This window comes from Protofrankia sp. Cj3 (assembly GCF_917627355.1).
Lineage (GTDB): Bacteria > Actinomycetota > Actinomycetes > Frankiales > Frankiaceae > Protofrankia.
Map to the genome: position 1 here is coordinate 4,128 of NZ_CAKJTR010000048.1, position 14,493 is coordinate 18,620.

At 67.8% G+C, this 14,493-nt stretch carries 12 protein-coding genes; all 12 read right to left on the reverse strand.

Annotation, left to right across the window (positions count from 1 at the left end; genetic code table 11):
* Positions 1-17 precede the first annotated feature (17 nt).
* Positions 18-365 (reverse strand): helix-turn-helix domain-containing protein, encoded by a 348-nt coding sequence (locus MJ783_RS09025; protein ID WP_239309927.1) that lies wholly within the window; start codon positions 363-365, stop codon positions 18-20.
* Between the two features lie 109 nt (positions 366-474).
* Positions 475-1,758 (reverse strand): competence/damage-inducible protein A, encoded by a 1,284-nt coding sequence (locus MJ783_RS09030; RefSeq protein WP_239309928.1) that lies wholly within the window; start codon positions 1,756-1,758, stop codon positions 475-477.
* Positions 1,748-2,362: a CDP-alcohol phosphatidyltransferase family protein gene (locus tag MJ783_RS09035; protein WP_370651570.1), complete on the reverse strand. Its 615-nt coding sequence runs from the start codon at positions 2,360-2,362 to the stop codon at positions 1,748-1,750. Before MJ783_RS09035 ends, MJ783_RS09030 begins: the two co-directional genes overlap by 11 nt.
* Positions 2,359-3,795 (reverse strand): MiaB/RimO family radical SAM methylthiotransferase, encoded by a 1,437-nt coding sequence (locus tag MJ783_RS09040; protein WP_239309929.1) that lies wholly within the window; start codon positions 3,793-3,795, stop codon positions 2,359-2,361. The genes MJ783_RS09035 and MJ783_RS09040 overlap by 4 nt, the downstream gene beginning before the upstream one ends.
* A gap of 9 nt (positions 3,796-3,804) precedes the next feature.
* Positions 3,805-4,611, reverse strand: coding sequence for a helix-turn-helix domain-containing protein (locus MJ783_RS09045; protein ID WP_239309930.1), 807 nt, complete (start codon positions 4,609-4,611; stop codon positions 3,805-3,807).
* 180 nt (positions 4,612-4,791) lie between these two features.
* On the reverse strand, positions 4,792-7,434 hold the full coding sequence (locus tag MJ783_RS09050) for a DNA translocase FtsK (RefSeq protein ID WP_239309931.1): 2,643 nt from the start codon (positions 7,432-7,434) through the stop codon (positions 4,792-4,794).
* Between the two features lie 46 nt (positions 7,435-7,480).
* Positions 7,481-9,166, reverse strand: a complete 1,686-nt coding sequence (locus MJ783_RS09055; RefSeq protein WP_239309932.1) for a ribonuclease J — start codon at positions 9,164-9,166, stop codon at positions 7,481-7,483.
* On the reverse strand, positions 9,163-10,089 hold the full coding sequence (dapA, locus tag MJ783_RS09060; RefSeq protein WP_239309933.1) for a 4-hydroxy-tetrahydrodipicolinate synthase: 927 nt from the start codon (positions 10,087-10,089) through the stop codon (positions 9,163-9,165). The genes MJ783_RS09055 and dapA overlap by 4 nt, the downstream gene beginning before the upstream one ends.
* 431 nt (positions 10,090-10,520) lie before the next feature.
* Positions 10,521-10,718: a hypothetical protein gene (locus tag MJ783_RS09065; RefSeq protein ID WP_239309934.1), complete on the reverse strand. Its 198-nt coding sequence runs from the start codon at positions 10,716-10,718 to the stop codon at positions 10,521-10,523.
* A 48-nt stretch (positions 10,719-10,766) separates the two neighbouring features.
* Positions 10,767-12,326 carry a hypothetical protein gene (locus MJ783_RS09070; protein WP_239309935.1) on the reverse strand — a complete coding sequence of 520 codons (1,560 nt, stop codon included), beginning with the start codon at positions 12,324-12,326 and terminating at the stop codon, positions 10,767-10,769.
* A 63-nt stretch (positions 12,327-12,389) separates the two neighbouring features.
* Positions 12,390-13,604 (reverse strand): acetate/propionate family kinase, encoded by a 1,215-nt coding sequence (locus MJ783_RS09075; RefSeq protein ID WP_239309936.1) that lies wholly within the window; start codon positions 13,602-13,604, stop codon positions 12,390-12,392.
* A complete protein-coding gene (thyX, locus tag MJ783_RS09080; protein ID WP_239309937.1) occupies positions 13,594-14,334 on the reverse strand; it encodes an FAD-dependent thymidylate synthase in 741 nt (246 codons plus the stop codon). The genes MJ783_RS09075 and thyX overlap by 11 nt, the downstream gene beginning before the upstream one ends.
* Positions 14,335-14,493: the final 159 nt, after the last annotated feature.

Here is a 14,493-nt window from a genome sequence, read left to right on the forward strand (position 1 = left end):
CATCCATCAGACAGGCCCTAGGCGGCGCGCTCCACCACTGCGGTGGATGTACCGCCGCGTGCGGGCATACCCGTCATCGGCGGCATACCCGCCATCGGGACACCAACCCGCGCCGGCCCACCAACGGCGAACTCGGCGAGCTCCAGGTCGTCGCTTACCTCACGGAGCAGGTCGGCGAGACGGACACCGAGCGCGGCACAGATCGCGGCGAGCAGTTCCGAACTCGCCTCCTTCTGCCCGCGCTCGATCTCGGACAGGTATCCGAGCGAGACTCTCGCGGCAGAGGACACCTCACGGAGGGTCCGATGTTGATCTTGACGGCGGCGGCGCAACGCCTCGCCGAGCATGCGTCGGAGCAGGACCATCGTGCCTCCTCCTTCGTCCTCAGGCTGGGCCTTACCGTATACCTGTCGTCCACCGGGATGGCCGGCCGTTGATACGAATGTAACTATGTAAGCAATCCGCGTCCACGATTCATCCCGGCTGGCATGGGTGAACTGCCAGGGTACGCCGAAGAGCGTCCAATGCCTGGACGACCGCGTAAGCACGGTTCCGTGGACGGTCCCCGGGCAGCTGAACGGACCTGGTCAGCGCGCCGGACGGCCCCACCATACCGATGTGCAGCGTCCCGACCGGTTTGCCCTCCAGCTCGGTGGGGCCGGCCACACCGGTCACGGCGAGCCCGTGGGTTGCCCCGAGGAGGTCCCGGACGCCCGCGGCCATCGCCTCGGCCGCCTGCGTCGACACCGCGCCGCTGGTGGCCAGGAGCTCGGCGTCGACGCCGAGCAGCGACGCCTTGGCGTCGGTTGCGTAGGTGACCACGCCTCCCCGGAACACCGCGCTCGCGCCCGGGACGTCCGTGAGCCGCCCCGCAAGCAGACCGCCTGTCAACGACTCGGCAACCGCGAGCGTCTCCCCCCGGTCCGCGAGCAGGCGCAGGACGGTCCCCTCCAACGAGTCGTCGTCGACGCCGTAGAGCGCGATGCCGAGAGCGATCCGCGCCGCCTCCTCGACGGGTTCAATAATCTTGTAGGCTGCGGCCCTGTCGCCGGCACGGGCACTGATCCGGATTCGGGTCTGGCCGTTGCTGGCGAGAAAAGCGATCGTGGGGTTGCCGATCGGGGCGAGCCGGTCGATCTCCCCGGCGAGGGCCTGGGCAACAACCGACTCCCAGACGCCGGCTGTCCGCAGCACCCGATGTACCACAACCGCGGGTTCCCCGGCCCGGCGAAGCAGGTCCGGCAGGACCGACTCGGTGAACATCGGGTACATCTCGTGCGGAACGCCGGGCATCGCGTAGACCACACCATCCATGATCTTCATACGAATGCCGGGCGCCGTGCCCACCTCGTTGGGTAACGGCTCCGCGCCCTCGGGCACGTCCGCCTGCCGGTAGTTCATCTCCGGCGCCTGGCTGCCGGCGGCGGGGCCCTCCCGGGCAAGCGCCCGGAAGCGCCGGCGCAGCATCGCCTCCAGAAAGGCGTCCCGACGCAGGCCCACCCCGGCCGCTCGGGCGATTCCCTCCCGGGTCAGATCGTCCTGAGTCGGCCCCAGCCCACCGGTCAGGATGACGGCGTCCGCACGGCCAAGACCCTCGGTGATCCTGGTCGCGATCATCTCGACATCGTCACCCACCACTGTGGACATCCTCAGCAGCGCGCCCACATCGGCGAGCTGCCGCCCCAGCCAGGCCGCGTTGCCGTTGACAATGTCCCCAAAGAGCAGTTCGTCCCCCACGGCCAGCAGTTCAACCCGCATCGCTGTCCTCCAGTACCTCGTCGGTGAGCCGCGCCGGCCGCCGCCGCAAGGCCAGTGCCCGGCCCACATAGTCCAGACCCGTGACGACCGCGACAAGCACGCCGAGAGCCAGCATGACCGCCCGGACCGAAGCACCCGCGCCTGCCAGCGGCAGCACATAAAGACCGATCGCGCAGTTAAGCAACAGGGTCTTCAGTTTGCCACCGCGGCTGGCCGCTATCACACCACGCCTGATCACCCACAGCCGCAGCAGCGTCACGCCGATCTCCCGGACCGCGACCACGGCGGTCACCAGCCACGGCAGCTCGCCCAGCAGCGAGAGGGACACCAGCGCGGCACCGGTGAGCGCCTTGTCCGCGATCGGGTCAAGGATGATCCCGAAATCGGTGACAATGCTCCGGCTTCGGGCGACGTACCCGTCGACCTGGTCGGTGACCGCCGCGATCGCGTACGCGGCAAAGGCGGCCACCCGCCAGCCGGCGACGTGACCACCAGCGGCGAACATCAACAGCACGAAGACCGGAACGAGCGCAAGCCGCACGACGGTCAACGCGTTGGCCAGGTTCATCCGGCTGACAGCGGCACCCGGCTCAGGTGCGCTCACCCTGACACGGCATCAACGACGTCGACGAAATCAGTGATCAGATCAACGCCCTCCGTCGCCACCACCTTGGCACTCACCAGATCCCCCACTCGAAGGTCCCGGAGCGGCCCGGCCGGCAGCGCGACAGTGCATGCTCCGTCGACCTCGGGCTGCTGGTGAGCGGCCCGCCCGTGGGCCACTCCATCGGCGACCTCTTCTACCAGAATGTCGACGACCGAGGAGATCCGCCGCTCGGCCCGGTCGGCGGTCAGCTGCTCCACCAGGTCGGTGACGCGTTGCTGACGCCGGCGCACGGTAGCTGGGGCGACCTTGTCAGGCAGGTTGGCCGCCTCGGTTCCGTCCTCGTCGGAATAGCCGAAGACCCCGACCGCGTCGAGGTCCGCGTCGACGAGGAAACGCTCGAGGATCGTCACGTCCGCCCGGGTCTCGCCCGGGAAACCGAGGATCACGTTCGAACGCGCCCCGAGTTCCGGGGCGAATGCGCGGGCCCGCGCCAACAGGTCGCTGAAGGCGTCCGCACCGCCGAAGCGGCGCATCCGCCGCAGCACCGAGGGGCTCGCGTGCTGAAACGACAGATCGAGATAGGGAGCGACACCCGGTGTCGTCAGCATCGTCTCCAGCAGCGACGGACGTATCTCCGCCGGCTGAAGATAGACAGCGCGGACCCGCACGACGCCGTCGATCGCGGCCAGTTGGGGAAGCAGCTTCTCCAACGCCCGCAGATCCCCCAGATCCTTCCCGTAGGACGTCGAGTTCTCACTGACCAGGACGAGTTCCCGCACACCCTGACCGGCCAGCCACTCGGCCTCGGCCAGCACCTCCTGCGGGAGACGGGAGACATGCGAGCCACGAAACGCCGGGATCGCGCAGAACGCACAGCGCCGATCACATCCGCTGGAGATCTTCAACGGAGCGACCGGGCCACCGGCCAGCCGGTGCCGCGGAACCGCTGAGGCCGATCCCGGCGCCGGCGATCGACGATCGGCCTGCCGCCGGTCCACCGGAGTGATCGGGAGCAGGGTCCGCCGGTCCCGCGGGATGTGTGCGCTCGGCGTCTCACCAAGCAGCACCGCGTCCAAGTGCGCGCCCAGCGCCGGATAGGCATCGAATCCCAGGACGGCGTCCGCCTCCGGAAGGCTCTTGGCCAGCTCCCGGCCGTAGCGCTCGGCCAGACAGCCCACGGCGACCACCGCACGCGGGCCGTCGGCGCTATCACGCAGGTCGGCGGCGGCGAGCACGGTGTCGATCGAATCCTTTTTGGCAGCCTCGACAAAACCACAGGTGTTGACAACCACCGCATCGGCTCCGGCCGGATCGTCGACCACGCTCCAGCCATCGGCGCCGAGCCGCGCCGCAAGTTCCTCGGAGTCCACATCGTTACGGGAACATCCCAAAGTGATCAGAGCGACGCGACGGGCGGGGCGATCGGGCACGATGTCAGGCTACCGGGACATCGGATTACCAACAGTGCAGTCTCCCGAAGCGCCGATGCCAAGACGGACGGTGACAACCTGGCCGGGGCCCCCGCTGGGCCCCAGATTCCGGCCGTTGCATGACACGTCGACCGCTCCCGCGTTGCCCATTTTGATCTCCATGGAACGGGCTGCCGTGACCGTCCGGCTGTCACCGGGTTGCAGGATCTGTTGCAGCAGCACCCGCGCGCTCTCGTCTCGCACCTCCAGCCAGCTCGGATCACCGCGCACCGCCACGAGAACGCTCACCCCGGCCGCGGGAGCCGTCGGCGGCCGGGTGGAAACGGCCGGTTGGGCCGGCATGGTCCCAGCCGGCAACGATGGTGTGACAGTGGTGGTTGCCGCGCCCGGAACGACATCGGTGGAACGTCCGGACCCGCTCGGAGCCAGCAGAATGGCCAAACCGACCAGCAGACAAACCGAGAGCAGCGAGATAACCGTCGCCGGCCCTCGGCGGAAGCCCTGGCGGCCAGGCCCGCCCTTGGTGGTCAGTGGATCGAACCCCCGAGGCGGAAGCACCGGCCCCTCGGGCGGCCGGCCGTGGGTCTGATCATATTCGGCGATCAATGGTTCCGGATCAAGCATCAGTATGCGGGCAATGCTCCGAATATGACCGCGCGCATACACCGGACCACCACATCCGGTGAAGTCCTCGTTCTCCATTTGCTGGATCAGCGTCACGCGGATACGGGTCCCGGCGCTGACCTCGGCAACGGACATGCCCCGTTCGCCACGCGCCGCGGCAAGCGCCGCGCCCACGCCAGCACCGGACCGCATGGCCAACCTCCGCACCGGTCAGATCGGCAGTAGAGCCGAGTCTACGGTCGACAGCCGACAGCCGACAGCCGATCCAGAACGCTCAGCGCGACCGGCAGCAGGGGACGCGGCGTCGCGGGGCCGGGGCACGCACCCCAGCCCCACTCCTTGGTCCACACCTCCTGTTACCGGGCGCTCGTACTATCCATTACGCAACGTTGTCAGCAAACCCTCGAGTTCGTCGGGCACAACCAACACATCCCGAGCCTTCGAGCCCTCGCTGGGCCCGACGATTCCGCGGCTCTCCATGAGGTCCATCAACCGGCCCGCCTTGGCGAAGCCCACCCGCAGCTTGCGCTGGAGCATCGACGTCGACCCGAACTGGGTGGACACCACCAGCTCGACAGCCTGAAGGAACAGCTGAAGGTCGTCGCCGATGTCCTCGTCGACCTCCTTCTTGGACTCAGCACCGCCGGCAAACACGTCCGCGCGAAACGCCGGGGCCGCCTGTTCCTTGGTATGAGCGACGATTGCCGCTATCTCCTCCTCGGAAACAAACGCGCCCTGGATGCGAGCCGGTTTGCCAGCACCCATCGGCAGGAACAGCGCGTCACCAAGTCCAACCAGCTTCTCGGCACCGGCCTGATCGAGGATGACCCGGCTGTCCGCCAGCGACGAGGTTGCGAACGCCAACCGCGACGGCACGTTCGCCTTGATCAGCCCAGTCACCACGTCCACCGACGGGCGCTGCGTCGCCAGCACCAGGTGGATCCCGACCGCCCGCGCCATCGCCGTGATCCGGCAGATCGCGTCCTCCACATCCCGTGGGGCCACCATCATGAGGTCGGCGAGCTCATCGACGATCGTCAGGATGTACGGATACGGGACGTACACTCGCTCCGAGCCCGGCGGCGCCACGATCTCCCCAGACCTGACCTTGCGGTTGAAGTCGTCGACGTGCCGAACCCCGCAGGACGCGAGATCCTCGTACCGGTTCTCCATCTCCTTGACAACCCAGGCGAGCGCGTCCGCGGCCTTCTTCGGGCTCGTGATGATCGGCGTAATCAGATGCGGGATCCCCTGGTAGCTGGTCAGTTCGACCCGTTTCGGGTCGACCAGCACCAACCGCACCTGATCGGGAGTGGCCCGCGCCAGCACACTTGTGATCAGCGTGTTGATACAGGTCGACTTGCCGGCACCGGTCGCGCCCGCGATGAGGATGTGGGGCATCTTCGCCAGGTTCGCGACGACATACCCGCCCTCGATGTCCTTGCCGAGGCCCACCAACAGCGGATGCGGGTTGCCGGTCGCCTCGTCGCTGCGCAGGACGTCACCGAGTGAGACCAGTTCCCTGTCCGTGTTGGGAATCTCGATGCCGACCGCGCTCTTGCCCGGGATCGGGCTGATGATCCGGACATCCGGGCTCTTCACGGCGTACGCGATGTTCTTGGTCAGCTGGATGATCCGCTCCACCTTCACCGCGGCGCCGAGCTCCACCTCGTAACGGGTCACGGTCGGCCCCCGGGTGAAGCCCGTCACCCGGGCGTCCACCCGGAACTGGGAAAACACATCCGTCAGCGACGCGATCACAGTGTCCGTCGCGGCCGATCGCACCTTCGGCGGTGTTCCCTGTTGCAGCAGGGCCGGCGATGGCAGCGTGTAGTTACCTTCTGTAGTGGCATCCGCCGTGGGCGCCACGAAGTGCTTCACCGCGGCTGGGTCGGGCAGCGGAGCCGGCACCGATCCGCTGTCCCGCACCTTCGGTGCCCTGCGTGTGGTGCCCGTCGCGGGCACCGGATCGTCAGGCACCGCATGGGCTGTCGGCGCGTCGATGTCGAAGACGTCCGGGTCGGGCGCTTCTCGGGCGCGGCGCCCGCGGTTCGTCCGGCGTCCCGCCTCGGCTGGGGCCTCCCCAGCCGAGGCGACCCCCAGCAGATCGTCCACAAGCTGCCGTCCCGCGACAGGCGCCGCCCGGCCCCCGCCCGAGCGGTCATCGCGTTCGGCATCCGCGGGCGCATCGTCGATGAGGAGGGTGTCCCACAGCTCCCGCAGCCGGTCAGGGACCGCACGGATCGGCGTCTTTGTGATCACAAGAACGCCGAACAGGCTGAGCAGAAGCAGCAGCGGAGCCGCCAGGTAGGCGGTCACCGCACCAGCCAGTGGAGAGCTGGCGAGGAACCCCGCGAGCCCGCCCGCCCGTCCCATGGCGTTGTCAGCGGCGGCGAAGTCCGGAACTCCGCGCGCCAGGTGCACGATTCCCAACGCGCCCAGTGCGAGCGCGGCCCAACCGATCAGCACTCGGCCTCGGCTGTCCGGATCGCTGGGACTGCGGACAAGCCGCCAGGTCGCGCCCAGGCCGAACAACGGCAGCGGCACCGCGCCCACACCAACCAGAAAGTGCAGCACCGCGGAGATGGCCCGGCCGACCGGCCCGGCCGCGTGAAACCAGACCGCCGCCGCCGTGAGGACAGTGGCACCAAGCGTGGCAAGCGCCGCGCCATCCCGCTGTTGGGCTTTGTCGATACGCAGGTCGCGGGCACCACGGCCGCTCCTGCGCACCAGGCTGCCCAGAAACGCGGCCGCGGTGAGCCAGAGACGCGCCGTCAACCTGATCGCTTTTTGGACGATCAGCAGTGTGAAGGGCCTCCCAGGCGTGCGTGGCGGCGCCTTCGCGGGAGCTTTCTTTTTTCCGCTCGGCTTTCCGTTCGGCTTTCCGTTCGACCGGGATTTCGCTGGCGGACGCCGCGCGGGCGCGGCGCGGGGGACCGCTGTCCTGCTCTGGGCACGCGCGCGCGTGCCACCTGCCCGCGTGGCCACCCGACGACGGTACCGGTCTGTGGGCATGACATCGGGCAACCACGACCTTCCGGGCGCGTCGCCCCCGGCCGGATCAGACCTCGACAACAACCGGAATGATCATCGGGCGACGTCGGTACGTGTCGCTGACCCAACGCCCGACGGTGCGGCGCACCAGCTGTTGGAGCACACCGACATCGACCGTTCCCGACCGCATCGCTTCCGCCAACGCGTCTGTGACCAGCCCGCGAACCTGCTCGAAGGCTTCACGAGTGTCGGAAAAGCCCCGAGCCGACAGCTCCGGGCCACCCACGACCTTCCCGGACGCCGCGTCGACCACGACCATGATCGTGATAAACCCCTCTTCGCCCAGGATGCGGCGGTCTTTCAGGCTTGGCTCACCAACGTCGCCAACCGCGAGCCCGTCAACGTAGACATAGCCACACGGAACCACGCCGGTGATGTTCGCCTGCCCGTCAACAAGATCAACAACCATGCCGTCATCAGCCAGCACCACCCTGTCCGCGGGTACTCCGGTGGCCTCCGCGAGCGCACCGTGTGCCCGCAGATGCCGCCATTCGCCGTGCACCGGCATCATGTTGGACGGTCGGGTCGCGTTGAGGACGTAGAGCAGCTCACCGGCGGGAGCGTGGCCGGAGGTGTGCACCTTCGCCACCCCCTTGTGGACGACCTTGGCACCCCAGCGGGCCAAACCATTGATCACCCGGTAGACCGCGTTCTCGTTGCCGGGGATCAGGCTGGACGCGAGCACCACTGTGTCGCCAGCCTGGATCTGGATGGCGTGGTCGCGGTTGGCCATCCGGGACAGAGCCGACAACGGCTCGCCCTGCGACCCGGTCGAGATCAGACAGATGTTGCGGTCCGGCAACGCACCGACGTCCCGCAGATCGATCACAAGACCGGCCGGCACTCGCAGCAGCCCGAGATCACGAGCTACCCCCATGTTACGAACCATCGACCGCCCGACAAAGCACACCGAGCGGCCATGGGCCTCCGCCGCGTCGAGAACCTGCTGGACCCGGTGCACGTGGCTGGCAAAGCAGGCAACGATGATCCGCTTCTTGGCATCCCGGAACACACCGTCGAGCACCGGCGCAATCTCCCGCTCGGAGGTCACGAAGCCCGGCACCTCGGCGTTGGTGGAGTCGGACAGGAGCAGGTCAACGCCTTCCCGGCCAAGCCGCGCGAAACCACCGAGATCGGTCAGCCGGCCGTCAAGGGGCAGCTGGTCCATCTTGAAGTCGCCGGTGTGCAGCACCAGGCCGGCCGGCGTGCGGATGGCGACCGCCAACGCGTCCGGAATGGAGTGATTGACCGCGAAGAACTCACAGGTGAACGGGCCGAAGCCGCGGACCTGCTCCTCCCGGACCTCGATCATGGTCGGGCTGATGCGGTGCTCGGCGAGCTTGGCCGCGGTCAGCGCAAGGGTGAGCCGGGAACCCACCAGCGGAATGTCGCCGCGTTCGCGCAGCAGGTAGGGCACGGCACCGATGTGATCCTCATGGGCGTGGGTGAGGACAACCGCGTCAATCGCGTCGAGCCTGTCCCGGATGGCGGTGAAGTCAGGCAGGATCAGATCCACACCAGGCTGGTCCGTCTCGGGGAACAGGACCCCACAGTCGACGACGAGCAGCCGGCCATCGAACTCGAACACGGTCATATTGCGGCCGATTTCGCCCAGCCCCCCGAGCGCGACGATGCGCAGACCGTCAGCGGGCAGCGGCGGCGGTGTTCCCAGCCCGGGATGGGGATGGCTCACGCGGACCCCACCGTCGCGTTCACGTCCACGCAAAGGTCAACCCCGGCCGCGGCGAGGTCGACGCGCAATCGCTCGCGTTCGTCGTCAGTCGCGTCCACCAGGGGCAGGCGGACACCTCCGGCGGGCAGTCCAGCCATGTTGAGAGCAGCCTTCGTCATGATCACACCTTGGTTCCTGAATAGGCCCTCGTACGCCGGAAGCAGACCCATGTGCAAAGAACGAGCACGGACAGCGTCACCTGCGTCGAAAGCGTTGATCATCGCGTGGATCCGGCTGGCGGCGACATGCCCGACGACACTCACCACCCCGACGGCACCCACCGACAACAACGGGAGGGTGAGCATCTCCGTCCCGGAGTAGTACGCAAGACCCGTACGGGCAAGGACCCACGACGACGCCTCAAGATCGTCCTTAGCGTCCTTGACCGCCACGATCCGCGGATGCTCGGCGAGCCGTACCAGCGTATCCGTTGCCACCGATACACCGGTACGGCCAGGTATGTCGTAAATCATCACAGGCAGCCCGGTAGTGTCCGCGACAGCCCGGAAATGCGCATACAGCCCGCTCTGCGGAGGCTTGTTGTAGTAAGGGCTCACCACCAGCAGCCCGTGCGCACCGGCTTTCTCCGCCGTACTGGCCAGCTCCACCGTGTGCCGGGTGTCATTGGTGCCCACCCCGGCGATTACCGCGGCACGGGCACCAACTGCCGCGACCACCGCCCGCAACAACTCTTTCTTTTCCCAGTCAGATGTGGTAGGCGCTTCCCCGGTGGTGCCATTGACGACGAGAGCGTCATTGCCGGCGTCCACCAGATGGTTCGCGAGCACGGCGGCACCATCAAGATCAAGCTTGCCACCCGCGGTGAACGGAGTAATCATTGCGGTGATCATGCGGCCGAAGGGCGCTCGGGGCAACACTGACATGTCGGTCACCTTAGGGCGTGTTTCGAAAGTCATCTGTCCGGCTCGCTACGTCCAAGCGGCCCTTGGCCGCGTTCTCGGCCGTACCGGTACGACTCATCCGGTATCGGTACGGCCCGCGGCCCTGCCAGCAACCACCTGGACGCGACTCCCTGGCCGAACGATGACTTCTGAAACACGCCGTAGAGCGACCGGCAACAGGGGACGCGGGGCCGCGGAGCTGGAGCACGCGCCTCACCGCATCGCTGTCCATCCATCGCCGCGCGACGCACGGGCACCCCGGCTCGTCGGTCGCCACCCACCACCTCCGGTGGCTCCCTCCGCCGCCTTCCGATGCACGCACCCCAACCCCACTCCTTGATCCACACCCCTGTTGCCGGACGCTCGTAGTGCCCTGTCAGGCAACGTCCGTCTGAGGAACTTCGACGATAGGACTACGCCAAGTCGTCGGCATCCCGATGATGGCGGCGGCGCGATAATGACGGGCCAGCCGCTGGCAGGCCCTCGGGCGGGCGCAGCATGTTGCGATCTAGCCTGGTCCACAACTCGATCCGGCCGAGCCGGACAAGGCCGCGCAGACCACCAGCACGCCAGGAGTCAACACCCACACCCTGACCGTAGTTCTTCGGCATGCCAACCATCCCGTCCTGGTGTCGACGATCAGTTTACCCTCTCGGCCGCTACGCGGTGGTGTGCCAGCCAAACGCGGCCCGCGCGCCAGCCGTGACCGCCAAGGCCACCAACAGGACGAGCAGCGCGAGCTTGAAAGGCTCGAGCACCCACGCCGCCAGACTGCTGCGCTCCCGGGTCAGCAGCAGAGAGGCCGCAAACGACGACGGTACCGCCACTACAGCCACCGCATTGGTATCCAGGCGGAAGGGCAGCACGGACAGCCCCACCGTGAGGATCATCAAAATCAGGATTGCCAGGTTCACCCTCGAGACGTCGCGCGAGACGCTGAGCCCCACAAGCAGCTTCGCGCGCGCCGGACGGCGTGCGTCGGTGGTGTAGTACGCGTACACCTCACGGTTCCGCTGAAGGTCTTCTACGAACATACGTTCGACAGGCTGATTGTACAAGTCAATCACGGCCGAATGACGGATCTCAATGCTCGTGTCATCGGTCCCCACGCTGACGTGGTAGCTTCCCGGACCGCCCGGATCAAGATCTACCAATGCGACCGGGTTGACAAGCCAGTTCCATAATGATTGATCACCACCGCGCAACGGGCTCCACCGGTCCAGGAGCGTCCGCCGCTCCTCCTGCATCTTGATCAGAGCGGGCCGATACGGATCAAGCGTCACCGCCGCAAGCGCCTCCCAGCGCCGGCCGTACTCGGCAACCGTCGACAGCACCGGGACGGCCGCGGCGCCGGCGGCGCGCAACACGTGGATCCAGGCGACGAAATCGTGCAGGTACGACTCGATGCCGGCCACGTCGATGTCGCCGGGCACACGAAGATCACGACGTAGCTCCCCCGCGGCCAGCAGCAGATTGTCAGCGCTGCTCAGCAGATCGGGCGGTTCAGCCAACGCCTCGCACAAGATGACCTCGGCGGCCTCGACGATGGCGGCCCACGACCGCACCGTCGCCTCCGAGACGCCCAGCTCCGCCTCCTTGTTGAGATACTCGCATACCGCCCGCGTGCTGAGTGACACTCCGCGTCTGGGCACAAGTCCTGGATGGTTACCGCTGAATCGGCCCGGCCGGAACCGGGAGATCGCGTCGATGACGAAACGCGACGATTCCGACGGCGGATGACCAATACGCTCCGCCAGCCGGTAAATGAGATTACCCTGAGTCGTTATACTTGCCGGATAGGGCATCAGGTGGGCGTCCGAACCGCCCGGCCCGAGCAGATTGAACGCGACCAGCGCCCGTTTCGGCATCGTCGAGATCGGCAGCAACAGCGAAACCTCGTCAGGTAACCGGCCGCCGGTACGGGTGAGCAAGCCGCGCGGACCGGCGACAGCGGTCAGCAGCGGGTCCAGCGGACCCCAGTTGACCGACCGCTGCAGCAGACAGCGGTTCGCGCTCAGGACGGTGAACTGATCCACCACCCGGCGCCGGAGACCCGCGTACTCCACGGGCGGGGCCAGCAGGGTCGCGGTGATCTCGTCGATATCAGCGAGATCAATAAAAGTCGCGGTCTCACGATCGTCACGGCGGGTCCACTGTCGCCAACGCCCAGCATTGCCCTGGCCAGGGTTACCCGGTCCGGCGGGCGGCGATGTAGCCACGGCGAGTGACAATACCCGAACCGCTCAGACCGGCATGAAAGTGCCGGTCATCGTTGTGTTTCGTCAACGTCGCCGCATGGCGAGGCACTCGCGGACGCCGCGAGCGATCTCCAGGTCCTCGCGTGCCTCGACGACCAGTGTCCGGACTCGCGAACCCGTAGCGGTGATGTCGGCCTCGGCCGTGCCGGAAGCAGGCTCGGTGCCACGGTCTGCGCCCCAGGCGGTGCCCCAGGCGGTGCCGTCGTGGCCAGCGCCGGTGTGGGCCGCGTTGCGCTCGGGGTCAACAGCCACGCCGAGAAAACCGAGCCCCGCCACTGCGCCGGCACGCACCACCGCGGAACGCTCCCCCACCCCGCCGGTGAACAGCAGCGTGTCGAGCCCGCCGAGAGCCGCGGCCATCCCCGCGATCTGCGCGCGCAGGCGGTGCAGGTAGACCGCGAGAGCCAGCGAGGCGTCGGGGTCACCGGCAGCGGCGCGGTCGACGACCGTACGCATGTCCCCGGTGCCGGCAAGCGCGGACAGACCCGACCGATGGAACAGGGCGTCGGTCAGGTCATCCACGGACATGCCGGCCGATGTCTGCAGCCACAGCAGCAGGCCCGGGTCGACGGCGCCGGAACGAGTGGACATCACCAGACCGTCCAGCGGGGTAAACCCCATGGTCGTGTCGACGCAGGCACCATCGCGCACCGCGGCCAGCGACGCTCCCGATCCCAGGTGACAGGTGACCACCCGGCTGCCCCGGGCCAGCACCGCGGCCCGCTGGGACGCATAGGCGTGGGACAAGCCGTGGAAACCGTAGCGACGCACACCGAGCTGCTCGCGCCAGTACGCCGGCACCGCGTAGGTAGCCGCGGCCGGCGGCATCCGAGCGTGGAACGCGGTATCGAAGCAGGCGACCTGAACGACGTCCGGCAGTGCCGATCGCACCATGGCGAGCGTGGCCAGAGCCGCCGGCTGGTGCAGTGGTGCCAGTACGGTCAGCGCGCGCAGCTCCTCCGCCACCGGGTCGGTGACGACGACCGGATCGACGAACGCCGTGCCGCCGTGCACGATCCGGTGCCCGACCGCGCCGGGTACGCCGGACGCGCCGAGACGGGCCAGGCCACCGATGGCGGCGCGGACCCCGGCCGGCTCCGGCTGGCCCGCCCGCACGTCGAGATCAACCGATGCCAGCACGCTGTCATCAGGCCCGAGCAGCCGAAGCTTCAGGCTGGACGACCCCGCGTTGACCACCAGGATGTTCAGGAACTCCCCAGGGGCATGGTCATGCATCATCCTCCCCCGCGAGCGAGCTGACGGCGATCTCCGTTCCATCATCCAGGCTGGTCACCTGGAAGTCACCGAAAACATTCGGGGCGACCCGCTGAAGCTCACGCAGCGCGGCAATGGCCAGCGCCCGGATTTCGACGTCGGCCGCCTCGCTCGCCCGCATGGCGATGAAGTGCCGCCACGCCCGGTAGTTCCCGGTCACCACGATCCGGGTCTCGGCGGCGTTGGGCAGGACGCTGCGAGCGGCCTGTCTGGCCTGCTTGCGCCGGGACGTCGGTACCGCCACGTCGGCGAAGTGCTTCTCCAGCCCGCTGAGGAGCCTTTCGTAGGCGTCCAGGGCGGTGGCGGTGGCCTCCGTGAACAGCTCGTGCAACCGGGGATCGTCGGCGATGACGCCGGGCTCGACCACCGCGGCACCGCGCGCTGGAACATAACGCTGGGACAGCTGGCTGTAGGAGAAGTGCCGGTGCCGGACCAGCTCGTGGGTGAGGCTGCGGGAAACCCCGGTGACGTACATGGTCACCGTGGCGTGCTCCAGCACGGACAGATGTCCGACATCGAGGATGTGCCGCAGATAGCCAGCGTTCGTGGCAGTGGCCGGATTCGGCTTCGACCAGCTCTGGTAGCAGGCTCGGCCGGCGAACTCCGCCAAGGCCTGGCCACCGTCCGTATCGGTGGTCCAGTGGACGTCGGCCGGTGGGGTGAACTGCGTCTCGGCGATAACCTGCACGCGCATGCCCCTACGGTAACCCGGCGTCTTCCGCCCGAAAGAGGGAGCATCGGCACCGACCCGTGCTCTCGGTGACAGCAACGCACCGAACGGCCGGCGAGGCGGGCCGACCGTGGTAGACCAGGATGGACGGTCATCCCCCAGTCGATCGTCCCTGGCGGTCGG